Here is a 26,946-nt window from a genome sequence, read left to right as displayed (position 1 = left end):
ATCCAGACGGTCGCAAAGCCTTGTAGGGCTTGGGCTGGCCCTGTGACGAACAAGAGGGGACAAGATGAAGGCAGTTATTCTGGCGGGTGGCCTGGGCACGCGGATCAGCGAAGAGTCGCACCTCAAGCCCAAGCCGATGATCGAGATCGGCGGCAAGCCAATTCTCTGGCACATCATGAAGCAGTATTCCGCACACGGAATTCACGACTTCGTGATTTGTCTGGGCTACAAGGGCTACGCGATCAAGGACTTCTTCGCCAACTACTTCCTGCATACCTCTGACGTCACTTTCGACATGTCCAACAACCGCATGGACGTTCACCAGAACTACAGCGAGCCTTGGCGTGTCACCTTGATCGACACCGGTGAAGACACCATGACCGGCGGCCGTTTGCGTCGCGCCAGCCGCTACCTGGAAGACCAGGAAGCGTTCTGCTTCACCTATGGCGACGGTGTGTCGGACCTGAATATTGGCGCGCTGGTGGATTTCCACTTGAGCAGCGGCAAGCTGGCCACCGTCACGGCGGTGCAGCCGCCCGGACGTTACGGCGCACTGGAGCGCGATGGTGATCTGGTGCGTGGCTTTACCGAAAAGCCTCGCGGTGATGGTGGCTGGATCAACGGTGGCTTCTTTGTCTTGTCACCCAAAGTGCTGCCGCTGATCACCGCCGACGAGACTGTATGGGAATCCGAGCCGTTGATGACTCTGGCTGCCGAGGGGCAACTGAACGCGTTCCAGCACGATGGTTTCTGGCACCCGATGGACACCCTGCGTGACAAGAACCATCTGGAGCACCTGTGGCAGAGCGGGGAGGCCCCATGGAAGCAGTGGGACTGAGTTCACAATTCTGGCGCGGCAAGCGGGTACTGGTCACCGGTCACACCGGTTTCAAAGGCAGTTGGTTGACACTGTGGCTGCAAAGCCTGGGGGCTGAGGTCACAGGTTTTGCCCTGGACCCGTCCACCGAACCGAGTCTGTTCGAACTGGCGCGTGTTGCTGAAGGCATCAACGATCAGCGTGGTGATTTGCGTGATCTGGCAGCCTTGCTGGAACTGATCGCCGAGGTTCAGCCAGAAATCGTCCTGCATCTGGCGGCGCAGCCGCTGGTGCGCGAAGGCTACCGTGACCCGCTCGGGACTTACTCGAGCAACGTCATGGGCACGCTCAATCTGCTGGAAGCGATTCGCCAGATCGGCGGGGTACGTGCGTGCGTTCTGGTGACTACCGACAAGGTCTACGCCAATCAGGAATGGCTGTGGCCCTATCGCGAGAACGAAGCCCTTGGCGGCCATGATCCTTACAGCAGCAGCAAGGCTTGCTGCGAGTTGTTGGCGCAGTCTTACGCGGCCTCGTTTTTCCCTGCCGAACGGCATGTCGAGCACGGTCTGGCATTGGCCACGGCGCGTGCCGGGAATGTGCTCGGTGGCGGCGATTTCGCCCCGGAACGGTTGATTCCCGATGTGCTCAAGGCGTGGTCGGCGAATGAACCGGTGACCCTGCGTTACCCACAGGCCGTTCGCCCTTGGCAGCACGCGCTGGAACCCCTGGCCGGTTACCTGCAACTGGCTGCTGGCCTTTATGAGCACGGTCCGCAATTCGCCGGTGCGTGGAACTTCGGGCCGAGCGAAGGCGACATGTGCAGCGTCGGTGAAGTGGTCGAACTGCTTTCCAGGCGCTGGCCGCATGCGCGCGGTTTGCGCATCGAACCGAGTGAGTTGCATGAGGCTGGCCTGTTGCGTCTGGACAGCAGTCGCGCCCGTCAGTTGTTGGCATGGCAGCCGCGCTGGTCGTTGCAAGACTGCCTGACGCACACCCTGGATTGGCACCTGGCCTGGGAAAATGGTGATGACATGCGTGCCATCACCTTGAGCCAGTTGAACCTGTATCGGGGGTTGCGGTGAGCGAATTCCGGATCAGCGCATTGCCACTTCAGGGCTTGTTCAGTGTTCAGCACAAACGTCATGACGATCAGCGCGGGCACTTCGCCCGGTTGTTCTGCGAGGGCAGCCTGAGCGCCTTTGGCGAGCCGTTCCATATTCGTCAGATCAACCAGTCCTGCACCCGTGAGCGCGGCAGCGTGCGCGGTTTGCATTATCAGAATGCCCAGGCACCGGAAGCCAAACTGATCACCTGCCTGCGCGGTGAAGTCTGGGATGTCGCGGTCGATCTGCGACCGGACTCGGCGACCTTTTTGCAGTGGCACGCCGAGCACCTGCGCGCCGGTGATGGTCGCAGCTTGTTGATTCCTGCCGGTTTCGCCCATGGTTTTCAGACCTTGAGCGACGATGCCGAGCTGCTTTATCTGCACAGCGCCGATTACGCCCCGGATCACGAAGGCGGCCTGTCGGTGCTCGACCCGCGTCTGGCGATTGCCTGGCCCGAGCCTGTCAAAAATCTGTCGACCCGGGATGCCGCCGATCCCTGGCTTGATGACCATTTCCCTGGAGTGCGTCTATGAACTGCCGAGGTTGCGGCACCCCGTTGGCGTTGCCGTTGATCGATCTGGGCACCTCGCCGCCGTCCAACGCGTACCTGCGGGCCGAACAGTTGGATCAGGCCGAGCAGTGGGTCCCGTTGAAAGTCGCGGTCTGCCAGGAATGCTGGCTGGTGCAGACCGAGGACTACACCAGCGCTGAGAGTCTGTTCGATGCCGACTATGCGTACTTCAGTTCCTTTTCCAGCACCTGGCTGGCTCATGCCGATCGGTATGTGGCCGAGATGGTCGAGCGTTTCGGATTGACCGCCGTGAGTCGTGTGGTGGAAATTGCCGCCAACGATGGCTACTTGCTGCAGTACGTTGCGCAACGCGGTATCCGTTGCCTGGGTGTCGAGCCGACCCGCAGCACGGCACAGGCCGCGCGGGAAAAAGGCCTGGACATACGCGAGCTGTTCTTCGGTCGCGACAGCGCCTTGCAGTTGCTGGACGAGGGCTGGGGCGCGGACCTGATGGCCGCCAACAATGTGCTGGCGCATGTGCCGGACATCAATGATTTTCTCAGCGGCTTCGCGACGCTGCTCAAGCCCTCGGGCGTGGCGACATTCGAGTTTCCGCAGCTGTTGACGCTGATGGCCGGGCAGCAGTTCGACACCCTTTACCACGAGCACTATTCCTATCTGTCGCTGACCGCCGTACAGCGTTTGTGCGAGCGCAATGGCCTGGAAGTTTTCGATGTCAGCGAACTGCCGACCCATGGCGGCTCACTGCGAGTGTTCGTGCAGCGTGCCGAGGGTGTGCGCCGTGAAGTGATGCCTGCGGTGCAACAACAGTTGCAGGTCGAGCAGGCGGCCGGTGTGAAAACCGCTGCCTACTACGCGACCCTGGCCCCGGCCGCGGAACGGATCAAACACGGACTGTTGCGTTTCCTCTTGCAGGCCAAGGCCGAGGGCAAACGCGTGGTCGGTTATGGCGCCGCCGCCAAAGGCAACACCTTGCTCAACTATGCCGGTATCAAGCCAGACCTGCTGGCCTGGGTGGCGGATGCCAACCCGCACAAGCAAGGCAAGTTCTTGCCGGGCAGCCGCATTCCGGTGGTCGCTCCCGAGCGGATTGAAATCGAGAAACCGGACTACGTTCTGGTGCTGCCATGGAACCTGCTGGACGAGATCACCCAGCAATACGCGGTTGTCCGCAGTTGGGGCGCGCGTTTTGTCGTTGCCATTCCGGAGTTGAGCTTCAGATGAGCCGAATTCACTACACCAGGCCCAGTGTGGGCGAGCTGGAAGCCAAGTACGTGCTGGATGCTGTGCAGCATGGCTGGGGCGAGCGTTGCTACGAGTACATCACGCGTTTCGAGAAGTCCTTCGCGCAGCACATGGGCGTGCCCTACGCCATTGCGACGTCCAGCTGTACCGGCGCCTTGCACATGGGCATGGCCGCACTGGGGATCGGCCCGGGTGATGAAGTGATTCTGGCCAACACCAACTGGATCGCCTCGGCGGCACCCATCGATTACCTGGGCGCGACACCGGTTTTTGTCGACGTGTTGCCGGACAGTTGGTGTCTGGATCCGGAGCAGGCCCGGCAAGCCATTACGCCACGAACGAAAGCCATCGTGGCGGTGCATTTGTACGGCAACCTGTGCGATCTGGACACGTTGCTTGCGATCGGCCGCGAGTACGGGATTGCGGTCATCGAAGACGCCGCCGAAGCCATCGGCTCGCAATGGCGTGGTAAAGCCGCGGGCTCGTTGGGGGCCTTCGGCGCGTTCTCCTTTCATGGGACCAAGACCATGACCACCGGGGAAGGCGGGATTTTCGTGACCTCGGACAAGGCGCTGTATGAACGAGTGCTTACGCTCTCCAACCACGGTCGTGTCAGTGGTAGCACACGTCAGTTCTGGCCGGATTTCATCGGTTTCAAATACAAGATGAGCAACCTGCAGGCTGCCATTGGTTGCGCCCAGATCGAACGTGTCGATGAGTTGATCGCCCGCAAACGCGCGATCTTCGATCGGTATGCCCAGGGATTGCTGGATATCCCGTTGCTGTCCATGAACCCTCAACCGGAGCATTCCAGGAACGGTTACTGGATGCCCACGGTGGTGTTCCATGAAAGCACCGGTATTACCCGAGAGCTGTTGATCGAAGCCTTCCAGGCTGCGGATATCGATGCCCGGGTGTTTTTCTGGCCATTGTCGGCGTTGCCGATGTTTGCCGATAAACCGGTGCACACGCCGACAGCGTTCTCGCTGTCGGAACGGGCCATCAATCTGCCGAGTTACCACGACATGACCGACGCCGACCAGCAGCGGGTGATTGAGGTGATTCGCACGGTCTGCAAGCAAAGGAATGTGCGGTGAAGGTCTACCTGTTGGGCGCGGCGAACCCTGAAGCGGTGCGCATGATCGGCTCCGTCAAACGGGCCAACCCTGCCGTGGAGTTTGCCTTTCTCGACAACGATGCAGCCAAGCACGGCACGTTGTTTTATGGCGTGTCGGTGATCGGTGGGGTAGAGCGTGTGGCCGACTTGAAAGGTCCGGACACGCAGTTCGTGAACCTGATCACCCGTGACACCAAAACCCGTTACGAGACGACACGGCAGATCATCGAGGCCGGTGGCACGCTGGGTAACTTCCTGCACCCGGGCGTTGATCTGAGCATGACGCGCATGGGCACCGGCAACTATCTGCAGGAAGGCGTGATCATCCAGGCCGAAGTGTCCCTGGGCGATAACAGCAGCATCAGCTACGGCAGCCTGATTGGGCACGAAGGTCGGATCGGGCACAGCGTGTTCATGGCGCCCGGCGTTGCTATCGCCGGCTGCGTTGAAGTGGGTGACGGGGCTTTCATCGGCACCAACGCCACGATCCTGCCACGCTTGCGCATTGGTCGCTGGGCCACGGTCGGCGCCGGAGCAGTGGTCACCCGGGACGTCCCCGACTACGCAGTCGTCGTCGGCAATCCCGCACGAATTATCAAGACTCAGGCTGTCCCTTATCAGGACGGTCGGGTTTTCAACTAACAACACCCCGTATCGGAGCGTTTGCATGAATCCTCATGAGCAGTTTCGCGAAGAAGTAAGCCAGAATATCGAAGGCTTGCAGCAGGACAAAAAACTTCAGTCCGAGTCGCTGGACTGGGTCGGTGTCACGGCCAAACACAAATACACCTACAATTTCAGCTGGATGGGCCGGCCGATCATTCAGTTTCCTCAGGATATGGTCGCCATGCAGGAAATCATCTGGGACCTGCGTCCGGAGGTGATCGTCGAAACGGGTATCGCCCATGGCGGCTCCCTGGTGTTTTACGCCTCGATGCTGGAACTGATCGGCCACGGTGAAGTGCTGGGTGTGGACATCGACATTCGTCAACACAACCGCGAAGCCATTGAAGCCCACCCGATGGCGCGCCGGATCAGCATGATCCAGGGTTCGAGCATCGATCCGGCCATCGTTGATGAAGTTCGTGCGCGGGTTGCCGGCAAGAAAGTGCTGGTGGTTCTGGACTCCAACCACACTCACGAACATGTGCTTGAAGAGCTGCGTCTGTATGCGCCGCTGGTTTCGGTCGGCAGCTACTGCGTAGTGATGGACACCGTGGTCGAAGACATGCCGGAAGACGCCTTCCCGGATCGTCCGTGGGGCAAGGGCGACAACCCGAAAACGGCAGTCTGGGCCTACCTGGAAGAAAACCGCGACTTTGAAATCGATGCGCGGATTCACAGCAAGCTGCTGATCACCGTAGCGCCGGACGGCTATCTGCGTCGGGTTCGTTAAGCAACGACATCATTGTTGAGTTCATCGGGCGATACGCCGGTTGTGGGGAAAGACTATGCAAGGCAAGTACGGTTCTGAAAGCGGATTACCATTGAACGAGTTGTTGACGGTGGTACTCATCACCCACAACCGACCGGCCTTTGCGCGCCGGGCGGTGAAGTTTTACAGCACCTTGCCTTGCAGGATTCTGGTACTGGACTCTTCGACCCAGGTCACCGATGGCATCGACGGCGTGTACCCCTCCGTCGACTATCAGCACCTGCCGCAGTACGGTTATTGGGGCATTCGTGCCAAGCTCGACTACGGCGTGCAGCAAGTCACCACGCCCTACATGGTGTTTGCCGCCGACGATGACTTCATCGTGCATGACGCCCTCGACGCTTCGGTGTCGTTCCTGGAAGCCAATCCGGATTACGGCATGTGCCATGGCTATTGCCTGATGTACCTGACCCTGGCCAACAGCGTGAGCTACTACCGTCGGGACAAGAAGGTCTGTGAGGACTATTCGTCCGAGCGCGCGCAGGACCGTGTCATCGACTTCATGCATCAGTACATCCCGCCGTTCTATGCTGTTCACCGCACTGAGCTGTTGCGTGACTGGTACGCGGTCATGCCGGAGAACACCATCTTCGAATGGCAGGAAATCGGCCATGCGTACTACATGCTGGCAATGGCCAAGGCGCGAATTCTGCCGATCCCGTATGTGGTGCGAGAGGTCAATTACCTTGAGTCGGAGCACAACACCGAGATCTACAGCACCCTGACCCTCGCCGATGCCAAATCGGTAGCGGATCGTGAAGCGTTCGCCCAATTGCTGGCGACGTTGCCGAGCACCCGCACCGGTCTTGATGCGGAGCAGGCCAGGCAATTGGCACTGGACAGTTTCGAGGCGATGGCTGACAGCCTGCGCAACCGTCGGGCGTTGACTGCCGAGCCGATTTTCGAGTCGCGCTGGAACAATGTGCAGAAGGGACCTGACCGCCAATTCGGGCTTTTGCAATATGTCGAAATGCCTTTCTACAATCAAAAGTTCTTCGACCTGTTGAGCCAGTTTGAATTTCTGCTGCATGCCATGCCGGCTGGCCGCGTTCAGCTTCAGGGGCTTGAAGGTATCTGGGCGATGCAGGCCGACATGATGCGGCCACGCAACAACGACACCGCTGAAAGCGTCGTCGAGCGCCTGGGGTACGCGTACGGCAGCAACCCGTTCAACCGTCAGGTGGTCAAGCGTCTGGCGCAGCAGTTGGAGCTTCTGGGTGAAGCGGACGACGCGCGGGACATGTTCGCCTGGGCCGAGCGTCTGGACGCAGTATCGACTCAAGGCAATGAAGAGGCGTTCGGTGCCATGCGCTCCGGTCGCCTGCTCAAGTGGCTGGCGGCGCGTACCCCGGACGCTGACGAAGTCGCTGCGACGTCGCGTTATCTGGCCGCCCACAATGGCGGTCCACAGTTTGGCATTCTGGTGCTGGACCTCGATAACGACGCGGCCAAGCTACAGATCACCCTCGACAGTTTGCTGGAAGGTCGCAACCACGCCTTCAAGATCGTGGTGTTCACCACGGGCGAGCCGATGGCGGCAACGACGGTGCACAACACTTTGCACTTTGTTCGCGTGACGCAGGCCAACTATGTCGACAAGCTCAATCAGATCGCGCGTCAATCGCCGTGCGACTGGTTGTTGCTGACCGAGGCGGGTGACGAGTTCACCGCCGGCGGTCTGTTGCGCGCAGGTCTGGAACTGCAGGCCGCGCCCGAATGCCGAGCGGTGGCCTCGGACGAGATTCAGCGTGACGCCAATGGCGCGCTGGTCGATGTGTTCCGTCCAGGTTTCAACCTCGACCTGCTGCAAAGCCTGCCGGCGCTGATGGCGCGGCACTGGCTGATCCGCAAGGATGTGTTGCTGGAGGCGGGCGGTTATCAGGCCGACTTCAGCAAGGCGCTGGAGTTCGACCTGCTGCTGCGGATCATCGAGCAAGGCGGTCTGGCCTGGCTGGCTCATCTGGACGAACCGTTGCTGATCGCCCGGGCGCCGGTACTGGAAGACAATGCCCACGAGCGTCTGGCGTTGATCCGTCACCTCGCGACCCGTGGCTACAAGGCGCAAATCAGCTCCGCCGAGCCTGGTACTTATCAAATCGATTACCGTCACACCGAGCGTCCGCTGGTGTCGATCATCGTGGCGAGCCAGGACAATCTAGAGCAGCTGCAACGGTGCCTGACCGGCATTGTGCAGCGAACCCGCTATACCCGTTACGAAGTACTGATCGCCGACAACGCGAGCCAGTCACCGGACATCCTGCAATGGCTGGACGGCCTCGGGCAGCCGGGCGACAAGGTCCGTGTCCTGCGGGCGCACGAGCGTCTCAGCCTGTCGGCGTTGTACAACGAGGCCAGTCAGCAGACCCAGGGTGAATACCTGGTGCTGCTGGCGGCAGACAGTGAAGTGGTCAACCCGAACTGGCTCGAATCCCTGCTCAACCAGGCCCAACGCCCGGAAGTCGGTGTGGTTGGCGCCAAGCTGTTTGATCGCGATGCCAAGGTCACTCAGGCCGGGCTGATTCTGGGCATGAACGACGGCGTCGATTCGGCGTTCGTCGGCGAGTCGAAGGATGCCAAGGGCTATCTGAATCGTCTGGTGCTGGAGCAGAACTATTCGGCCGTCTCGGCCGTGTGCCTGATGATCCGCAAAGCGCTGTTCGACGAGGTTGGCGGGCTGGACGAAGGCGCTTTCGCCGACGCCTACGGCGATGTCGACCTGTGCCTGAAAGCCGGTCAGGCCGGCTATCTGGTGGTGTGGACGCCGCAGGTGCAAGTCATTCACCCTGGCACCTTGCCCGACGCCCCGCAGGCGCTTGCGGCCTTGCGTGAAAAATGGGCCGGGCCGTTTCAGCACGATCTGGCTTACAACAAGAACCTCGCCCTGACCGGCAAGGGTTTCACCCTCGGCAACGCGACCAGTGTGGATTGGGCGCGGTTGCTGGTTTAAGTCAGGCGCACAGGTAAAAGGATTCACGGCATGTTCAACGGCAAATCGATTTTCATCTCGGGCGGTACCGGTTCGTTCGGGCGCATGTTCATCCGGCGTTTGCTGGAGCAGTACCAGCCCAAGCGGGTGGTGGTGTTCTCGCGCGATGAACTCAAACAGTACGAGATGCAGCAAACCTTCAATGCACCGTGCATGCGCTACTTTTTGGGCGATGTGCGCGATGCCGAGCGTTTGCGTCAGGCGATGCGCGGGATCGACTACGTGGTGCATGCCGCCGCCCTGAAACAGGTGCCCGCGGCGGAATACAACCCCACTGAATGCATTCGTACCAACGTCAATGGCGCGGAAAATATCATCGCCGCCGCCATTGATAACGGTGTGAAGAAAGTCGTTGCGCTGTCCACCGACAAAGCCGCCAGCCCGATCAACCTGTACGGTGCGACCAAGCTGCTTTCGGACAAACTGTTCGTCGCGGCAAACAATATCGCCGGTGATCAGCAAACCCGGTTTGCGGTGGTGCGCTACGGCAATGTTGCCGGGTCACGTGGTTCGGTGGTGCCGTTCTTCAGCAAACTGATTGCCGAGGGTGCAAAAGAACTGCCGATCACCGACGAGCGCATGACCCGCTTCTGGATCACCCTCGATCATGGTGTGCAGTTCGTGCTCGACAGCTTCGCGCGCATGCATGGTGGGGAGATTTTTGTGCCGAAGATCCCGTCTATTCGCATCGTCGATCTGGCACGGGGCATGGCTGAGCATTTGCCGCACAAGATCGTCGGGATTCGTCCGGGCGAAAAACTGCATGAGTTGATGGTGCCGCTCGATGACGCACGGATGACCCTGGAGTTTGAGGACCACTACACCATCGAGCCGTCGATTCGTTTTACTCACGTCGACATTGATTTTGCGCTGGATGGCGTGGGTGAGCAGGGACGGCATGTGAGCGAGGACTTCGAGTACCGCTCCGACACCAATGCGCATTTCCTCTCGGTCGGGCAGATCGCCGAGTTGCACGCCGAGTTGTCGGCATGATTCCTTACGGTCGGCAAAGCGTGGATCAGGCGGATATCGACGCAGTGGTCGCGGTGTTGCAGTCCGACTGGTTGACCCAGGGGCCGACCATCGAACGTTTTGAACAGGCCATGGCCCGACGCTGTGAAGCCGCTCACGCGGTGGCGGTGTGCAATGCCACGGCGGCCTTGCACATTGCTTGTCTGGCGGCCGGGTTAGGGCCGGGCGATCGACTCTGGACCAGCCCGAATACCTTCCTGGCGTCAGCCAACTGCGGACGTTACTGCGGTGCCGAAGTCGATTTCGTCGATATCGATCCGTTGACCTGGAATCTCGATGCAAACGCCCTGAGGCTTAAGCTTGTGGTGGCGGAGAGCAACGGGACGTTGCCTAAAGTGGTGGTCGCAGTGGCTTTTGCCGGGCAAAGCTGTGACATGCAAGCCATTGCTGAACTGAGCGAGCGCTATGGCTTCACGCTGATCGAGGATGCGTCCCACGCGGTCGGTGCGTCGTATGCCGGGCGTCCGGTCGGTTGCGGCGAGTTTGCGGCGATGACGGTGTTCAGTTTCCACCCGGTGAAAATCATCACCAGCGCTGAAGGTGGCATGGTCCTGACCAATCGCCCTGAACTGGCCGAGCGCATGCAGCGCCTGCGCAGCCATGGCATGACCCGGGACCCGACGCAGATGACCGAGCACAGTCATGGTCCGTGGTACTACCAGCAGGTGGAGTTGGGCTTCAATTATCGGATCACCGATCTCCAGGCGGCGCTCGGGCTTTCGCAACTGGACAAGCTCGACGGCTTTATCGCTCGGCGCCGTGAGCTGGTCGCACGGTATGACCGGCTACTGGCGGGGCTGCCGTTGACCTTGCCAAGTATTCAGCCTGGCGCGGAGTCGGCCTGGCACCTGTATGTGGTGCGCTTGCAGCGCGCGCGGATTACGCCGAGCCACCGGCAAGTCTTCGAGGCATTGCGCGAGGCGGGTGTGGGGGTGAACCTGCACTATATTCCAGTGCACTTGCAGCCCTATTATCGTGATCTGGGATTTGCCGATGGCGACTTTCCCGAAGCAGAGCGTTACTACGCCGAGGCGATCAGCTTGCCGATGTACCCTGGGTTGAGCGATGAACAGCAGGATTATGTGGTTGAGCAACTGAGACGAATCATCAGTTGAAGACCTTCCTTTACGGGTTGATGAGAGTGACGCATGCGTGAGTTGAGTGAGCAGGAAGAGTTCTGGCGCGGAGCGTTCGGTGATCAGTACGTAGCGCGTAACCAGGGGCAACCGCTGGTCGCGGCCAACCTGGCGCTGTTCGCCAAGGCGCTGGCGCGCACGACACGTCTCGACAGCCTGTTGGAACTGGGCACCAACTCAGGCAATAACCTGCGGGCGTTGCATCAGCTGTTGCCTGAATGCGCCTTGCACGGCGTGGAGATCAATGCCAGCGCTCATGCCGAGGCGCAGGCGTTGGGGATTGCCGAGGTCTGGCAGGGTTCGCTGTTCGATTATCCGCGCGAGCGCAGCTTTGATCTGACCCTGAGCAAAGGCGTGCTGATTCATCTGGCGCCCGAGTTGTTGCCGGCGGCTTATGCACAGCTCTATGAGTTGAGCCGGCGTTATATCCTGATCGGCGAGTACTACAACCCGTCGCCCGTCGAGGTGTCGTATCGCGGCAACAGCGGCAAATTGTTCAAGCGCGATTTCGCCGGCGAAATGCTTGATCGCTATGCTGATCTGCACTTGCTCGACTATGGTTTTGGTTACCACCGTGATCCGCAATTTCCGGTCGACGACATCACCTGGTTTCTGTTGGAAAAACGCCCTTGAGTGCAATCGCAATTATCCCGGCCCGTGGCGGCAGCAAGCGCATCCCGCGCAAGAATCTCAAGCTGTTTCACGGTGAGCCGATGATTGCTCACTCGATTCGCGTCGCCCTGACATCGGGGTTGTTCGATGAAGTGATCGTCAGTACCGAAGATGATGAAATCGCTGCGTTCGCCCGGGCCTTGGGCGCGCAGGTGCCGTTCATGCGGCCGGCGGAACTGGCGGACGATTTCACCGGGACGGCGGCGGTGATTGTACATGCCCTTGAAACATTGCAGCAGCAGGGGCGTTTTTTTGACCAGGCCTGCTGCATTTATGCGACGGCACCGTTGCTGCAAAAACGCTATTTGCGACAGGGGGCAGAATTGCTGGCCCTGTACCCGAAAAAGTCCTTTGCCTTCTCAGTCTGTGATTTCGGATTTCCGGTGCAGCGCGCCTTGACCGTCAACCCGCAGGGCGCCTTGACGCCGCTGTATCCCGAGTATCGCAACACACGCTCCCAGGACCTGCCGACCGCCTATCAGGATGCCGGGCAATTCTACTGGGGACGCAGCGAAGCCTGGCTGCAGGGGACGGTTTTGTACTCTGAGCAAAGCTTGCCGGTGATGTTGCCCCGGCATCTGGTCCAGGACATCGATACCGAAGAGGACTGGGTGCGCGCGCAATACCTGTACACGGCACTTCAAGCAGCCGGGGAGCTGGAACCGTGAGAGTACTGATCCGCGCCGATGCGTCGTCGGCCATTGGCAGCGGCCATGTGGCGCGTTGTTTGACGTTGGCCCAGGTACTGCGCGAAAGCGGTGCCCAGGTCCTGTTTGCCTGTCGCGTGTTGCCGGGTAATTCCCTGGCGCGGCTGGAGGCACAAGGCTTTCGCACGTTCGCTTTACCTGCGGACTATCCGGGAGAAGACCCGTCGCTGGGGATCGAGGCGTTGTTACCGTGGCAAGCGGACATCGACGCCCTGGGCGATTGTCTGGCGGCGGAAGGCCGCTTCGACTGGATTGTGGTTGATCATTACGGTCTCGATCATCAGTGGCAAGGCGCGGCCCGTCAGTGGGCCCGGCGCATCGCTGCAATCGACGACCTGAATAATCGCAAGCATGCAGTCGACCTGCTGTTCGATCAAAACCTGACCGCCAACGATCCGGCGTACGCACAGCGCGCACTGAACCTTTGTCGCCAACTGTTCGGGCCCCGTTATGCACTGATTCGCGACGAGTTCAGGCGTGAGCCCGTGCCGATCAGTCCTCGGCCCAGCCGGGTATTGGTGAATTTTGGTGGTCTTGATGGGGCGGGTGAGACCTGGAAGGCCATGCGCGCGCTGGCCGACTTTACCGAACTGGAAGTGGATTTCATTGCAGGTAGAGCCAATCCTGCCCTGGAACAGATGCAAGCGATGGCGGCGCAGCGGCCCAAATGGCGGCTGCAGACCTTCGTCAGTGACTTTGCACAGTTGATGGCGCAGGCGGATCTGTTCATTGGCGCGGGCGGCGGAACCAGTTGGGAGCGCGCGGCGCTGGGCCTGCCGACCATTTGCATTGCTGTGTCGGGGAATCAACAAGCCAATGCCGAACGCCTGGCGGCGGCGGGTGCTCATGTGTACCTGGGCACCAGTGAGCAGGTGGATGTCGATTGCCTGCGTCAGGCTGTTGGTTTTGTGTTGAGCAACATCAGCCTGCGTCAAAGCCTGGCGCAGCGTTCGCGCCAATGGGTCGATGGCCTGGGCGCTCGGCGTTTTGCTGTCGCATTGAGCGGCGAGAGCCTGCAACTGCGCCAGGCGCAAAGCGCTGATGAACGGCTGTTGTTTGACGGGCGCAATGCCGAGGCGGTGCGTCGCTGGTCGATTAGCCAGGCCCCGATCAGTTGGGACGCTCATCGAGCCTGGATGGCGGCCAGTCTGGTCAATGCGCAGCGGCTGTTGCTGATCGGGCAGACCACCGATGGTCCCGTTGGAGTGTTGCGCTACGACCGGTGCGGCACACGCGCCGAGGTCTCGGTGTATCTCTTCGAAGGTCGTTTCGGAGTGGGTTGGGGCAGGGCGCTGCTGGTGCGTGGTGAGGAATTCGTGAGCCAGCATTGGCCAGACCTGACGGTTATCGAGGCTCAGGTGCTGCCCGCTAACGCGGTCTCGATCAAGCTGTTTGACGAGGCTGGGTATATTCAGTCGGCCTGTCGCTTCGAGCGTGTATTAAAGGATCGGAACAATGACTAGCTTCAGTATTGGCTCGCGTTTGATCGGCGCGCAGGCGGCGCCGTTCATCATCGCCGAGATGAGCGGCAACCATAATCAGTCCCTGGAGGTCGCGTTGCAGATCGTCGAGGCCGCGGCCAAGGCCGGCGCGCATGCCTTGAAGCTGCAAACCTACACTGCCGACACCATGACCCTGAATCTGGATCACGGCGAGTTTTTCATCCAGGACCCTGGCAGTCTGTGGGCCGGCTCTTCGCTGTATGCGCTGTATGAGAAGGCGCATACGCCGTGGGAATGGCATGCACCGATCTTTGCCCGGGCCAAAGAGCTGGGCATGCTGGCATTCTCGACACCATTCGATGAGACGGCCGTGGACTTTCTCGAAAGTCTCGACGTGCCGGCCTACAAGATCGCCAGTTTTGAAAACACCGACTTACCGCTGATTCGCCGGGTGGCGGCCACCGGTAAGCCGCTGATCATTTCCACCGGCATGGCCAGCATCGCCGAGCTGGATGAAACCGTGCGTGCGGCGCGTGCGGCCGGCTGCAAGGATCTGGTGCTGCTCAAATGCACCAGCACCTACCCGGCCACGCCTGCCAACAGCAACGTGCGAACCATTCCACACCTGCGCGAACTGTTTGGTTGCGAAGTCGGTTTGTCCGATCATTCCATGGGCGTCGGGGTTTCGGTGGCGGCGGTGGCCCTTGGGGCGACGGTGGTGGAAAAACACTTCACCCTGGATCGGGCTGCCGGAGGCGTCGACGCGAGTTTCTCGCTGGAGCCGGCCGAACTGGCCAGTCTGGTGGTCGAGACAGAGCGCGCCTGGCAGGCCATGGGGCAGGTGCATTATGGCGTCACCGAGGCCGAGCAGAAGTCGCTGGTGTACCGTCGTTCGCTTTACGTCGCCCAGGACATGGCCGCCGGTGAGGTGTTCACACCCGACAACCTGCGGGCCATCCGCCCAGGTCTGGGCCTGGCGCCCAAACACGCTGATAGCATTATCGGACGACGTGCCCGCGAGCCTCTAAAGCGCGGCACGCCGCTGGCCTGGTCGCTTATCGAATGACAACATCTGTGGCTGATTACGCAAAATAGCGTGACCTGCGAGTCATAACGGGCATCTTCACTGTATTGTATTGATCGGGAAGATGGCGCCTGGCCGGTAAGCGGCTCAGTGATAGCCCTTTAAGCTTTCCGTGGTTGCCCGTTGCGGGCAGCGCAAACTCTATGTGTCGGCGCCCCTCGATTCGTGCGAACGGGGGTATTCAGCTGTTTATTATTGGGAAGCCGTAATGATTGGCATAAAAAGCATTGCGAGCTACGTTCCTGTAGCCGGCGTGGACAATTACGCACAAGGTGCAAAATTTGAAAAGGATGAGACATTCATCCTGGGTAAGATCGGTTCCGCTTTCCTGCCGCGTAAAGACGCCGGGCAGGAAACCTCGGACCTGTGTGTCGAAGCGGTCAATACGCTGTTTGCCAACAACCCCGAACTCAAGCGCGAATCGATCGATGTGCTGATCGTCGTCACCCAAAATGGTGACGAAGAAGGTCTGCCGCACACCGCGGCGATCGTTCAGGACAAGCTCGGTCTGCCGACCACCGTTGCCGCCTTCGATATTTCCCTGGGCTGCTCTGGTTACGTTTACGGTATCTACGCGATCAAGGGCTTCATGGAAGCCACGGGCCTGAAGAATGGCCTGTTGGTGACCGCCGACCCTTACTCGAAAATCGTCGACCCTGAAGACCGCAACACCACCATGCTGTTCGGTGATGCCGCCACCGCGACCTGGATGGGCGAAGACGCCCCGTGGCAGCTGGGCAAGGCCAAGTTCGGCACTGACGGCTCCGGCGCACCGCACCTGAAAGTCACTGACGGGGTGTTCTTCATGAACGGTCGTCAGGTGTTCAACTTTGCGTTGCTGAAAGTCCCGGCGCATTTGCACGAGTTGCTCGACGAGTCCGGTCTGCACGCTGATGATATCGATGCGTTCTGCATTCACCAGGGCAGTGCGGCGATTGTTGACGCCGTGGCGCGGCGTTTCGAAGGTGATCCGGAGAAGTTCATCAAGGACATGGTCGAGACCGGTAATACCGTATCGTCGAGCATTCCGTTGTTGCTGGAAAAACACGTACTCGACGCCAAATGGAAGCGCGTTGCGCTGAGCGGTTTTGGTGTAGGGCTCTCGTGGGGTTCGGCGATTATTTATCGCCCTTGAGCTACATCCTGTGACATAAAAATAGCGTCCAAGGTGTAACCTTGGACGCTATTTTTTTGCCTGAATGACTATCGAGGCAGCATGAGCGACAGCGTTGAAGACAATTTCCAGGTGATAGAGCGTCGCTGGCCGGCGTTGCATGTACGGTTGATGACGGAAGACAGCGCGGCGGTTCAGGCAGAGCTGGTGGAAGGATTGGGTTCGACCCTGAGCATTGGCGGTATCCAGCTCACCAGCCGCCATGACCGCACGCGTGAAGCGCGGTTGCAAGCGGCCAGCCTGCCACCGGGCAGTCCGGTGGTGCATGTCTATGGCACAGGGCTGGGTGACTTGCCGTGCGTGCTGCTTGAAAGCACCGAGCTTCAGCGTTTGTACGTGCATATCCTCAATGGCGCGATTTTCTCGTTGACGCTGCAGTTGCTCGATCAGCGGCAGTGGCTCAGTGATCCGCGGGTCGAGTTGATCTACGCCGGCGACTTGTCGGACATCCACCTGCCGTTTTTTGCGTTGCCGTCCGAGATGCTGCTGGCAGATGACTTCAATGCCAAGATTCGCGATCGGCTGATCAGCGAAGTGCACCTTACCTTCAATAATCGTGAGTTCGACCCGCAGTCCCCAGCGATCATTGAGCGGCTGGAGGAGAGTCGTGAGCTCGTCAGCCGTGATCGCGATGTAGTCGAGTTGTTCGCGACGTGTACCGGTCGAGAAGTCTATGTGATCGGCACAGGGCCAAGTCTTGAACTGCATTTCGACCAGCTTCTGGCGATACGCGAGCGCGAACAGCGGCCCTTGTTCATCAGCGTCGATACCGCCTATCGACCGTTGCGCGAGCATGGTATCAGGCCAGATCTGGTGGTCAGTATCGACCGACGCATCAGCTTCAGGCACTTGCCGCCCGAGGACACTGACAACATCCCGCTGGTGTACCTGCCCATGAGCGATCCGCAGGTGCTGAAAGCCTGGAAGGGCACGCGTTATGTCGGGTATTCCGCCAGCCCGGTCTATGCGGCTATCCGCCAACAGATCAGCAAGGCTGAACTGTATGTCGGTGGCAGCGTGATCCATCCGGCGGTGGACCTTGCGGTCAAGATGGGCGCGGACCGGATTACCCTGTTCGGTGCCGACTTTGCGTTCCCGATGAACAAAACCCATGCCGGCTGGAATGATGGCGATCTGGGGCTGGGGGTAAACCTGGCCAAGCACTGGGTGCTTGATGGGCATGGGTTGCGGGTTCGAACGCAGTTGAATTTCCGCAGTTACCTGTGTGAGCTGGAGCGCTACATTGCCGGGCATCCGCAGGTACGCTTTTTTAACAGCAGTCGGGCAGGGGCGATGATTGTGGGGACGACGTTCAATCAGGAATTCGTGCAATGAGCGAGCTTGCACAATGTGTCATCGATTGCCGGCAATGCGCCGGGCTGTTTCGTCTCGGACGTGATGTCGAGGCTGCGCTGACCATGGTCGATGTGTTCGACAAGGTGCAGGGACTGCTTTGTCAGAGCCCTGAAGATATCCAGCTGCAGTGGGCACAACTGCTCGTGTCGATGCTGGCCGCTCAGGAGGCGCAGGACTGGCTGGGGCTGGCCGACACAATGGAGTATGAGTTGATCGATTTGCTGGAAGCAGGTCACGCTCACCACTGAAATAGTTTTCTGTCGGCAAAGGCGATCCTCTCGCTGCTCTGTTGTCGGCAATTTCCTGACGTCATTTTTCTCTCGTGGGTCTCGTACAAGCCTTTGTTTTCGGGGGGGTGGCAGTGTGATGGCAATTTTTTTCAAAAAAGCCCTCAAGCAACCTGCAATCGCGACGATAACTACTACGAAGGTTCTCTAGGCCACACCCGGCGGTTGCCAGGGCCGGAAGCCGCAGTACCCAACCAACGAGGAACTCACCATGTCTTTAGGCGTAAACACTAACGTTGCTTCCCTGGCTGTTCAGAAGAACCTGAACACTGCGGCCAACGCTCTGCAGCAATCGATGACTCGCCTGTCTTCCGGCCTGAAAATCAACAGCGCGAAAGACGACGCTGCCGGCCTGCAGATCGCTACCCGTATGAGCAGCCAGATCCGCGGTCAGACCGTAGCCATCAAAAACGCCAACGACGGCATCTCGATGGCTCAGACCGCTGAAGGCGCTCTGCAAGAGACCACCAACATTCTGCAGCGTATGCGTGAACTGGCTGTCCAGGCACGTAACGGCACCAACGGCACTGCTGACCAGACCGCGACCAACGCGGAATTCAGTCAGATGGGCGACGAGCTGACTCGTATTGCCCAGAGCACCAACCTGAACGGCAAAAACCTGCTGGACGGTTCCGCTGGCAGCATGACTCTGCAAGTGGGTTCCAACACCGGTGCTGCCAACCAGATCACTCTGACCCTGAGCAGCAAGTTCGACGCCGCCAGCCTGTCGGTAGGTAGCGGTACTACTGTTCTGACCGGTGCTACCAGCGCTGCTGCTGGTTCGGCTATCGACGGTGCAATCACCGCAATCGATGCTGCGCTGGCCTCCGTTGGTGCCGTTCGTGCAAACCTCGGTGCTTCGCAGAACCGTCTGACCAGCACCATCTCCAACCTGCAAAACGTCAACGAAAACGCCACCGCTGCACTGGGTCGCGTACAAGATACCGATTTCGCTGCGGAAACTGCTCAGTTGACCAAGAACCAAACCCTGCAATCGGCTTCCACCGCTGTTCTGGCGCAAGCCAACCAGCTGCCAAACGCCGTACTGAAGCTGCTTCAGTAATTTTGCAATGAGTTTTGGCGGGGGAGTGCGCTGGTCGTGCTCTTCCGCTTTTTGCTTATAAAAAGGTGATGGACATGGACATGAGCGTAAAGCTGAACTTGTCTTACCCGGCTGTTAAACCGGTGAGCAGCACTGCCGATAAACTGGCCGAGGCGCCTCAGGCCGACAGCGTACAGGCTGTGGCCGGTAGTACAGACTCTGATGCGGATAAGTTGAAAGTCGCCGTGCAGGAAATCGAAAAGTTCGTGCAGTCGATCAAACGCAACCTCGAGTTTTCGATCGATGAAGCCTCCGGCAAGGTCGTTGTAAAAGTGATTGCCACGGCAACGGGTGAAGTGGTGCGACAGATCCCTTCCGAAGAAGCGTTGAAGCTGGCGGACAGTTTGAATACGGCGAGCAACGTACTGTTCAACGCAAAAGTCTGACAACTGGCATGAATAGTGTGTACGTTCATTTGACGGCGTGAGTGGTCAAAAGACCGGCGACAAACAGAAAGGGAGATGCACATGGCAAGTCCAATTTTACCGGGCACAGGTCTGGGTTCCGGCCTAGATATCAGTTCGATCGTTACAGCGTTGGTCAACAGCGACAAAGCTGCCAAGCAAACTCAGATCACCACCCAGACCACGCTCACCACCTCGAAGATTTCCGGTGTGGGCTCGCTCAAAAGTGCTTTGGCTGCTTATCAGGCCGCCATGGACAAGCTCAATAGCTCGACAAGTCCTGCGTTTGCGGGTTTTGCGGCAACCTCGTCGACTCCGGCGACCTTGACCGTGACCTCTGATAACACCGCGGTCAACGGTAGTTACAACATTAATGTGAAGAATCTGGCTACCGGTTCCAAGGTTGCCAGTGCGTCATTTGCAGGCGGTGCTACCAGTGCCATTCCGAGTGGTACTTTGAATATCAGTCAAAATGGCACTGCCTACAACGTCACTATCCCGTCCGGTGCGACGTTGCAGTCCACTCGTGATGCGATCAACACCACGCTGACCGCTAAAGGCATCACGGCCAACATCGTCACTGACAGCAACGGTTCGCGTCTGGTGATCGGGTCGACCACAACGGGCGCAGGCTCGGATCTGACGGTCAGTGGTATTGCCGGTCTGGCAATCGACGGCACCCAGGTGATGGGCGCGAACCCTGCTGCAACCAGTTCCGGTACGATCGGTGCGCTGGCCGCTGATGCGAGCCTGACGATTGATGGCCTGGCAATCACCAGCAAAACCAACACCGTCAGTCAGGCGGTGGGTGGCATGAGCATGACGCTGGTTGCGCCGGGTACCTCGACGGTGACTGTGGCAACCAACACCACTGGTTTGCAGACGTCGATACAGTCGTTCGTCGACGCCTATAACACGCTGGTCAAGACGGTGACCTCGCTGACCCAGGCCTCGGCCGATGCCAATGGCAAACTGACCGTCTCTGCTGCGCTGACCGGCGACTCGGTGCCTCGCTCGCTGATTGCCGATATTCGCAATCAACTGGTGACTCCAGGGCCTGGGGGGCAATTGGCGGTGCTATCGCAATTGGGCATCACGACCGATCAGAAACTCGGTACGCTGAACTTTGATTCTGCCAAGTTCGGTACCGCGATGACCAACAAGGCGTTGGGTAGTCAGGTTCAGACGCTGTTCACCGGGACCAATAGCACCAACGGTCTGCTGGCTCGGATGGGTACGGCAATCAAGCCTTACTTGCAGACCGGTGGCATTCTTGATCAGCGCACCACCAGCCTGAACAAGCAGAAAAGCGATCTGAGCAGTCAGCAGGTGGCGTTGGACTTGCGCGTTACCACTATGACCGCGACGCTGAGTGCCAAGTACAATGCCATGGACCTGTTGGTCGGGCAGATGAAGGCGACGTCGACCAGCATCACCTCGTTCTTCAGCTCCTTGAACGCACAGAAATCCAGCGGCTAAATCATGAGCCGGCGCCAAAAACCCGGCTGCGTTTTTAACGCGCCGGGTTTTTGCCTTTTGACTTTAAAGTTTTTTGACTCGTAGACGATACATTGGTTATACGAGCCCTTGAGTTGTGATGAGGTAGAGCATGAATCCGATGTTAGCCCTTCGGCAATATCAGAAAGTTGGAGCGCAAGCGCAAACCTCCGAAGCCAGTCCGCACCGCTTGGTGCAGATGCTGATGGAAGGCGGGCTGGATCGTATTGCTCAGGCCAAAGGCGCCATGGAGCGAAAGGATATTCCGGGTAAAGGGGTATTGATCAGCAAGGCCATCGACATCATTGGCGGCTTGCGTGAAGGCCTGGACCTTGAGAACAAGGCAGATGAGGTGGGGGAGCTGGATAACCTCTACGTCTACATGATGAAGCGTCTGGCAGAGGCTAATATCCAGAGCGATCCAAAGATCCTCGACGAAGTCGCCGATTTGCTCGGTACGGTCAAAGAAGGCTGGGATGCCATCGCAGTGCCGGGTCCGCAGTTTTAAGGAGATCACCATGAGTCTTGTACTGCAGCGTATCGAACAGACCCGTGAAGCCCTGGTCGATGCCCTGGCCGAGCGTAACTGGGAAGCTATCGGTCAATTGGACCTGGATTGCCGTGCCTGCATGGAAGACGTTTTGAGTGAGGCTTCTCTGGATGAGGCGGCGTTGCGCGATAACCTTGAGGAGCTGCTTGGGGTATATCGGCAGTTGTTGGAGGCGGCGACGGGGGAGCGTCAGGCAATATTCGATGAGATGTCGCAGATCCATCAAGCACAGAACGCGGCAAAGGTTTACCATCTGTTCGGTTAATCCTCAGTTAATCCGACCGTAGTGCGCCATAAATTTGACTGTGCACGGTTTTTTGACTTAACTAGTGGCTGTTTGAAGATTTCAGGCGTCTACCAGGCTTAACGTGCCTGCAAGCGTCTAGCTTGCCCACTCATTTCGGGCATTGAGTTGACTAGGGAAGTTGCTATTGCATGTGGCGTGAAACCAAAATTCTGCTGATTGATGACGATAGCGTCCGCCGCCGCGACTTGGCGGTGATTTTAAATTTTCTTGGCGAAGAAAATTTACCCTGTGGTAGCCATGACTGGCAGCAGGCTGTCGGCTCTTTGTCATCAAGTCGTGAAGTAATCTGTGTCCTCATCGGGACCGTGAATGCTCCTGGCGCTCTTCCGGGTCTGTTAAAGACACTGGCTACCTGGGATGAGTTCCTTCCGGTTTTGTTGATGGGCGATAATTCTTCCGCTGACCTGCCAGAGGACCAGCGTCGCCGGGTGCTTTCCACTCTGGAAATGCCACCCAGCTACAGCAAGTTGCTGGACTCCCTGCACCGCGCCCAGGTATATCGCGAGATGTACGACCAGGCTCGCGAGCGCGGTCGTCACCGCGAACCCAATCTTTTCCGTAGTCTTGTCGGCACCAGTCGGGCGATTCAGCACGTCCGCCAGATGATGCAGCAAGTGGCCGACACCGATGCCAGCGTGCTGATCCTCGGTGAGTCCGGCACGGGCAAGGAAGTGGTCGCGCGCAACCTGCACTATCACTCCAAGCGGCGCGACGCGCCGTTCGTTCCGGTCAACTGCGGTGCGATCCCGGCCGAGCTGCTGGAAAGCGAACTGTTTGGCCATGAGAAGGGCGCCTTTACCGGGGCTATCACCAGCCGCGCCGGGCGTTTTGAGCTGGCCAACGGCGGTACGCTGTTTCTCGACGAGATCGGCGACATGCCATTGCCGATGCAGGTCAAGCTGCTGCGGGTGTTGCAGGAGCGCACCTTCGAGCGCGTGGGTAGCAACAAGACCCAGAGCGTCGATGTGCGGATCATCGCCGCGACTCACAAGAACCTCGAAAGCATGATCGAGGTCGGCAGCTTCCGTGAGGATCTGTACTACCGCCTCAACGTCTTCCCGATCGAGATGGCGCCGCTGCGTGAGCGTGTCGAAGATATTCCGTTGCTGATGAATGAGTTGATCTCGCGCATGGAGCACGAGAAACGCGGTTCCATTCGCTTTAACTCGGCAGCGATCATGTCGCTGTGCCGTCATGGCTGGCCGGGCAACGTCCGTGAGCTGGCCAACCTGGTCGAGCGGATGGCGATCATGCACCCGTACGGCGTGATCGGCGTGGTCGAATTGCCGAAGAAATTCCGTTATGTCGATGACGAAGACGAGCAACTGGTTGATAGCTTGCGCAGCGATCTTGAAGAACGGGTAGCCATTAATGGCCATACCCCGGACTTCACCGCGAACGCCATGCTGCCGCCAGAAGGCCTGGACCTCAAAGACTACCTTGGTGGTCTGGAGCAGGGCTTGATTCAGCAAGCGCTGGATGATGCCAATGGCATCGTGGCGCGTGCCGCCGAGCGCCTGCGCATTCGCCGCACCACGCTGGTGGAGAAGATGCGCAAGTACGGCATGAGCCGTCGCGATGGTGATGAGCAGGTGGACGATTGACGCCTGTTTTTCAACTCGCTGAATAATGGGCGGCTTTTTTTAGGCACGGGTATTGCTACGTCCCTCGCAACGTTCCGTTTAACTGACGGTCAGCCAAGCGAGAGAGCACGATGCCCCACGCCGCCCAAATGTCTCCTGCCCCCGAAGTCTCGGGGCAATCGCCCTCTGTAGAGCAGGCAAGTCGGCTTGGCCTTGAGCAGGCGTTCGCGCTGTTCAATCAGATGTCGAGCCAACTTACCGACTCCTACAGCATGCTTGAAGCCCGGGTCACCGAGCTCAAGGGTGAGCTGGCGGTGGTCAGTGCTCAGCGCATGCAAGAGCTGGCGGAAAAAGAGCGCCTGGCCAACCGGCTGCAAAACCTGCTCGACTTGCTGCCCGGCGGCGTCATCGTCATTGATGCCCAAGGTATCGTGCGCGAAGCCAATCCGGCGGCCAGCGAGCTGCTGGGTCTACCGCTTGAAGGCGAGTTGTGGCGTCATGTCATTGCACGCTGCTTTGCCCCGCGTGAAGACGACGGTCATGAAATTTCCTTGAAGGATGGTCGGCGCCTGTCGATTGCCACGCGCTCGCTGGATGCCGAGCCGGGTCAGTTGGTGCTGCTCAACGACCTGACCGAAACCCGACACTTGCAGGACCAACTGGCTCGCCATGAGCGCTTGTCGTCCCTTGGGCGGATGGTTGCGTCCCTGGCGCATCAGATTCGTACGCCGTTATCCGCGGCATTGTTGTACGCCAGTCATTTGACTGAGCAGGAGCTGCCGGTCGCCACCCAGCAACGGTTTGCCGGACGTTTGAAAGAGCGTCTGCATGAACTCGAACATCAGGTGCGTGACATGCTGGTGTTCGCTCGCGGTGAGCTGCCGTTGACCGATCGCATGACGCCCAAGGCGCTCCTGCAATCGCTGCAAGCGGCGGCATTGACGCATGTTCAGGATTATCCGGTGCGTTGGCAGTGCGATAGCCATGCCGGGGAGTTGCTGTGCAATCGCGACACGCTGGTCGGCGCGCTGCTGAACCTGATTGAAAATGCGATTCAGGCCAGTGCCGGCGATGTACGTCTGAAAGTTCATTTATACACCCGTGGAAACACCCTTCGACTGTGCGTCAGCGATAACGGCGGCGGCATCGACGCGGCCGTATTGGCGCGTTTGGGCGAACCGTTTTTCACCACCAAAACCACCGGTACCGGCCTTGGCCTGACCGTGGTCAAGGCGGTGGCCCGTGCTCATCAGGGAGAATTGCAACTGCGCTCGCGGCTGGGCCGCGGCACGTGTGCGGTGGTGGTCTTGCCGTTGTTTTCCAGCGCTCAAGGCGTGGAGTGAGGTTGATGGCAATCAAGGTTTTACTGGTCGAAGATGACCGCGCACTGCGCGAGGCCTTAACGGATACGCTGCTACTGGCCGGTCACGATTACACCGCGGTGGGCTCGGCCGAAGACGCACTGGAGGCCGTGGCGAGCGAGTCATTCAATCTGGTGGTCAGTGACGTCAATATGCCGGGCATGGATGGTCATCAGTTGTTGGGTTTGTTGCGTATTCGTCAGCCGCAATTGCCGGTGTTGCTGATGACCGCTCATGGCGCGGTTGAGCGCGCAGTCGACGCCATGCGTCAGGGGGCGGCGGACTACCTGGTCAAGCCGTTCGAGCCCAAGGCGTTGCTGGATCTGGTGGCGCGACATGCCCTGGGTCGTCTCGGCGCTACCGAAGGTGAAGGCCCGGTAGCGTTCGAGCCGGCCAGTGCGCAGTTGCTTGAGCTGGCAGCCCGTGTGGCGCGCAGTGATTCGACGGTGTTGATCTCTGGCGAGTCAGGCACCGGCAAAGAAGTGCTGGCGCGTTACATTCACCAGCACTCGCACCGCGCCAGTCAGCCGTTCATTGCGATCAATTGTGCGGCGATTCCGGACAACATGCTCGAGGCAACTTTGTTCGGTCATGAGAAGGGTTCGTTCACAGGCGCTATTGCGGCTCAGGCCGGCAAGTTCGAGCAGGCCGATGGCGGGACCATTCTGCTCGACGAAATTTCCGAAATGCCCTTGGGGCTTCAGGCCAAGCTGCTACGCGTTTTGCAAGAGCGTGAAGTCGAGCGTGTGGGTGCGCGCAAGCCGATTGCACTGGATATCCGAGTGGTTGCGACCACTAACCGTGATCTGGCGGGTGAAGTGGCAGCGGGGCGTTTTCGTGAAGATCTTTACTATCGCCTGTCGGTATTTCCGCTGGCCTGGCGTCCGTTGCGTGAGCGCACTGCCGACATCTTGCCGCTGGCCGAGCGTCTGCTGGCCAAGCACGTCAATAAAATGAAGCATGCCGCTGCCAGACTGTCGCCAGAAGCTCAGGCTTGCCTGATCGGTTATCCGTGGCCGGGTAACGTACGTGAGCTGGACAATGCTATTCAGCGGGCGCTGATTTTGCAGCAGGGTGGCTTGATTCAGCCGCAGGACTTCTGTCTCGCAGGGCCGGTCGCTTGCGCGCCATTGCCAGTGTTGGCGCCAGTTCCGATGTCGGCGCGAATGCTTGAGGTCGAGGCGCCGCAAGGCGATTCAGCGGGCGCATTGGGTGATGACCTGCGGCGTCGCGAGTTCCAGATGATCATCGATACGTTGCGTTCCGAGCGCGGGCGGCGCAAGGAAGCGGCCGAGCGTCTGGGTATCAGCCCGCGGACCTTGCGCTACAAGTTGGCGCAAATGCGTGATGCCGGAATGGATGTCGAAGGTTATTTGTTTGCGACCTGAACCGTATCCGTAGCAGCTGTCGAGCTTGCGAGGCGGCGTTCGGCTGCGAAGCAGTCGTAAACCGGGCGACGAGATTTTCCAGAAAAAACGCGAACGCAGGATTTGCGAGGACTTCGTCCTCGAACGCAGCCTCGCGGGCTCGGCAGCTGCTACGGGGAGGCGGTGATCCGTGTCGGACTTTTATGAAAGGTCGCCATGGAGCTGGCACCCTTGTTGCTAACACCACTCTATCCGCCGCGTGAGTGTCAAAAAATTGCGGGTCGTCAGAGAGAGTAGACCATGAGCCAGGGAATTGAATTTAATCGGTTGATGTTGGACATGCGGTCCATGCAAATGGACGCCATGGCTCAGCCGAAAGCGGCAGTCGCGGCGCCGGAAATGGGCGGCAGCAGCTTTTCCGACATGCTCGGCAAGGCCGTCAACAAGGTCAACGATACCCAACAGGCTTCGACCCAACTGGCCAATGCGTTCGAAATTGGCAAAAGCGGCGTCGACCTGACAGATGTGATGATTTCCTCGCAGAAGGCCAGCGTGTCTTTTCAGGCGTTGACCCAAGTGCGTAACAAGCTGGTTCAGGCATACCAAGACATCATGCAGATGCCGGTTTAAGGACGAGATTGAGT

26 protein-coding genes are annotated in these 26,946 nt (G+C 59.1%); all 26 read left to right on the top strand.

Annotated elements, in window-relative coordinates; genetic code table 11:
• Nucleotides 1-64: 64 nt before the first annotated feature.
• The 26 genes from rfbF to fliE all read left to right on the top strand — a co-directional run bounded on the left by rfbF (nucleotide 65) and on the right by fliE (nucleotide 26,932).
• Nucleotides 65-838, top strand: coding sequence for a glucose-1-phosphate cytidylyltransferase (gene rfbF / locus ACIPIN_RS03910; protein WP_401115546.1), 774 nt, complete (start codon nucleotides 65-67; stop codon nucleotides 836-838).
• Nucleotides 820-1,902 (top strand): CDP-glucose 4,6-dehydratase, encoded by a 1,083-nt coding sequence (rfbG, locus tag ACIPIN_RS03905; protein WP_401115543.1) that lies wholly within the window; start codon nucleotides 820-822, stop codon nucleotides 1,900-1,902. The genes rfbF and rfbG overlap by 19 nt, the downstream gene beginning before the upstream one ends.
• On the top strand, nucleotides 1,899-2,459 hold the full coding sequence (locus ACIPIN_RS03900; RefSeq protein ID WP_401115540.1) for a dTDP-4-dehydrorhamnose 3,5-epimerase family protein: 561 nt from the start codon (nucleotides 1,899-1,901) through the stop codon (nucleotides 2,457-2,459). Before rfbG ends, ACIPIN_RS03900 begins: the two co-directional genes overlap by 4 nt.
• On the top strand, nucleotides 2,456-3,682 hold the full coding sequence (locus ACIPIN_RS03895; RefSeq protein ID WP_401115537.1) for a methyltransferase domain-containing protein: 1,227 nt from the start codon (nucleotides 2,456-2,458) through the stop codon (nucleotides 3,680-3,682). Before ACIPIN_RS03900 ends, ACIPIN_RS03895 begins: the two co-directional genes overlap by 4 nt.
• The gene (locus ACIPIN_RS03890) at nucleotides 3,679-4,800 is read left to right on the top strand and encodes a DegT/DnrJ/EryC1/StrS family aminotransferase (RefSeq protein ID WP_401115534.1); all 1,122 of its coding nucleotides are present in this window, start codon (nucleotides 3,679-3,681) and stop codon (nucleotides 4,798-4,800) included. The genes ACIPIN_RS03895 and ACIPIN_RS03890 overlap by 4 nt, the downstream gene beginning before the upstream one ends.
• Nucleotides 4,797-5,462, top strand: coding sequence for an acetyltransferase (locus ACIPIN_RS03885; RefSeq protein ID WP_401115531.1), 666 nt, complete (start codon nucleotides 4,797-4,799; stop codon nucleotides 5,460-5,462). The genes ACIPIN_RS03890 and ACIPIN_RS03885 overlap by 4 nt, the downstream gene beginning before the upstream one ends.
• A 25-nt stretch (nucleotides 5,463-5,487) precedes the next feature.
• Nucleotides 5,488-6,216 carry a cephalosporin hydroxylase family protein gene (locus ACIPIN_RS03880; protein ID WP_401115528.1) on the top strand — a complete coding sequence of 243 codons (729 nt, stop codon included), beginning with the start codon at nucleotides 5,488-5,490 and terminating at the stop codon, nucleotides 6,214-6,216.
• Nucleotides 6,217-6,271: 55 nt separating this feature from the next.
• A complete protein-coding gene (locus ACIPIN_RS03875; protein WP_401115525.1) occupies nucleotides 6,272-9,202 on the top strand; it encodes a TIGR00180 family glycosyltransferase in 2,931 nt (976 codons plus the stop codon).
• A gap of 30 nt (nucleotides 9,203-9,232) precedes the next feature.
• Nucleotides 9,233-10,234, top strand: coding sequence for a UDP-N-acetylglucosamine 4,6-dehydratase (inverting) (gene pseB / locus ACIPIN_RS03870; protein ID WP_401115522.1), 1,002 nt, complete (start codon nucleotides 9,233-9,235; stop codon nucleotides 10,232-10,234).
• The gene (pseC, locus tag ACIPIN_RS03865) at nucleotides 10,231-11,388 is read left to right on the top strand and encodes a UDP-4-amino-4,6-dideoxy-N-acetyl-beta-L-altrosamine transaminase (RefSeq protein ID WP_401115519.1); all 1,158 of its coding nucleotides are present in this window, start codon (nucleotides 10,231-10,233) and stop codon (nucleotides 11,386-11,388) included. Before pseB ends, pseC begins: the two co-directional genes overlap by 4 nt.
• A 33-nt stretch (nucleotides 11,389-11,421) precedes the next feature.
• Entirely contained in the window at nucleotides 11,422-12,042 is a 621-nt protein-coding gene (locus ACIPIN_RS03860; RefSeq protein WP_401115516.1) for a pseudaminic acid biosynthesis-associated methylase, read from the top strand.
• On the top strand, nucleotides 12,039-12,749 hold the full coding sequence (gene pseF, locus ACIPIN_RS03855; protein ID WP_401115513.1) for a pseudaminic acid cytidylyltransferase: 711 nt from the start codon (nucleotides 12,039-12,041) through the stop codon (nucleotides 12,747-12,749). Before ACIPIN_RS03860 ends, pseF begins: the two co-directional genes overlap by 4 nt.
• Nucleotides 12,746-14,251, top strand: a complete 1,506-nt coding sequence (pseG, locus tag ACIPIN_RS03850; protein WP_401115510.1) for a UDP-2,4-diacetamido-2,4,6-trideoxy-beta-L-altropyranose hydrolase — start codon at nucleotides 12,746-12,748, stop codon at nucleotides 14,249-14,251. The genes pseF and pseG overlap by 4 nt, the downstream gene beginning before the upstream one ends.
• Nucleotides 14,244-15,296 carry a pseudaminic acid synthase gene (pseI, locus tag ACIPIN_RS03845; RefSeq protein ID WP_401115507.1) on the top strand — a complete coding sequence of 351 codons (1,053 nt, stop codon included), beginning with the start codon at nucleotides 14,244-14,246 and terminating at the stop codon, nucleotides 15,294-15,296. Before pseG ends, pseI begins: the two co-directional genes overlap by 8 nt.
• Before the next feature lie 226 nt (nucleotides 15,297-15,522).
• Nucleotides 15,523-16,449 (top strand): ketoacyl-ACP synthase III, encoded by a 927-nt coding sequence (locus ACIPIN_RS03840; RefSeq protein ID WP_401115504.1) that lies wholly within the window; start codon nucleotides 15,523-15,525, stop codon nucleotides 16,447-16,449.
• Nucleotides 16,450-16,530: 81 nt separating this feature from the next.
• Nucleotides 16,531-17,823, top strand: a complete 1,293-nt coding sequence (locus tag ACIPIN_RS03835; RefSeq protein WP_401115501.1) for a motility associated factor glycosyltransferase family protein — start codon at nucleotides 16,531-16,533, stop codon at nucleotides 17,821-17,823.
• Nucleotides 17,820-18,092, top strand: a complete 273-nt coding sequence (locus tag ACIPIN_RS03830; protein ID WP_401115498.1) for a hypothetical protein — start codon at nucleotides 17,820-17,822, stop codon at nucleotides 18,090-18,092. Before ACIPIN_RS03835 ends, ACIPIN_RS03830 begins: the two co-directional genes overlap by 4 nt.
• Before the next feature lie 250 nt (nucleotides 18,093-18,342).
• A complete protein-coding gene (locus ACIPIN_RS03825; RefSeq protein ID WP_401115495.1) occupies nucleotides 18,343-19,194 on the top strand; it encodes a flagellin domain-containing protein in 852 nt (283 codons plus the stop codon).
• 74 nt (nucleotides 19,195-19,268) lie between these two features.
• Complete coding sequence (locus tag ACIPIN_RS03820; protein ID WP_401115492.1) at nucleotides 19,269-19,619, top strand: flagellar protein FlaG; 351 nt, start codon at nucleotides 19,269-19,271, stop codon at nucleotides 19,617-19,619.
• A gap of 81 nt (nucleotides 19,620-19,700) precedes the next feature.
• Complete coding sequence (gene fliD / locus ACIPIN_RS03815) at nucleotides 19,701-21,116, top strand: flagellar filament capping protein FliD (RefSeq protein WP_401115489.1); 1,416 nt, start codon at nucleotides 19,701-19,703, stop codon at nucleotides 21,114-21,116.
• 130 nt (nucleotides 21,117-21,246) lie between these two features.
• Nucleotides 21,247-21,642, top strand: coding sequence for a flagellar export chaperone FliS (gene fliS / locus ACIPIN_RS03810; RefSeq protein ID WP_401115486.1), 396 nt, complete (start codon nucleotides 21,247-21,249; stop codon nucleotides 21,640-21,642).
• Between the two features lie 10 nt (nucleotides 21,643-21,652).
• Nucleotides 21,653-21,949 (top strand): flagellar protein FliT, encoded by a 297-nt coding sequence (locus ACIPIN_RS03805; protein ID WP_401115483.1) that lies wholly within the window; start codon nucleotides 21,653-21,655, stop codon nucleotides 21,947-21,949.
• A gap of 170 nt (nucleotides 21,950-22,119) precedes the next feature.
• A complete protein-coding gene (locus ACIPIN_RS03800; protein WP_401115480.1) occupies nucleotides 22,120-23,595 on the top strand; it encodes a sigma-54 dependent transcriptional regulator in 1,476 nt (491 codons plus the stop codon).
• Between the two features lie 128 nt (nucleotides 23,596-23,723).
• The gene (locus tag ACIPIN_RS03795; RefSeq protein ID WP_401115845.1) at nucleotides 23,724-24,917 is read left to right on the top strand and encodes a sensor histidine kinase; all 1,194 of its coding nucleotides are present in this window, start codon (nucleotides 23,724-23,726) and stop codon (nucleotides 24,915-24,917) included.
• 5 nt (nucleotides 24,918-24,922) lie between these two features.
• On the top strand, nucleotides 24,923-26,323 hold the full coding sequence (fleR, locus tag ACIPIN_RS03790) for a sigma-54-dependent response regulator transcription factor FleR (protein WP_401115477.1): 1,401 nt from the start codon (nucleotides 24,923-24,925) through the stop codon (nucleotides 26,321-26,323).
• Nucleotides 26,324-26,602: 279 nt separating this feature from the next.
• Nucleotides 26,603-26,932, top strand: a complete 330-nt coding sequence (fliE, locus tag ACIPIN_RS03785) for a flagellar hook-basal body complex protein FliE (protein ID WP_401115474.1) — start codon at nucleotides 26,603-26,605, stop codon at nucleotides 26,930-26,932.
• Nucleotides 26,933-26,946 lie beyond the last annotated feature (14 nt).

Source organism: Pseudomonas sp. NPDC087697 (assembly GCF_044743155.1).
Lineage (GTDB): Bacteria > Pseudomonadota > Gammaproteobacteria > Pseudomonadales > Pseudomonadaceae > Aquipseudomonas.
Note: the sequence above shows the minus strand (reverse complement) of the source record. Positions and strands in the feature narration are given on the sequence as shown.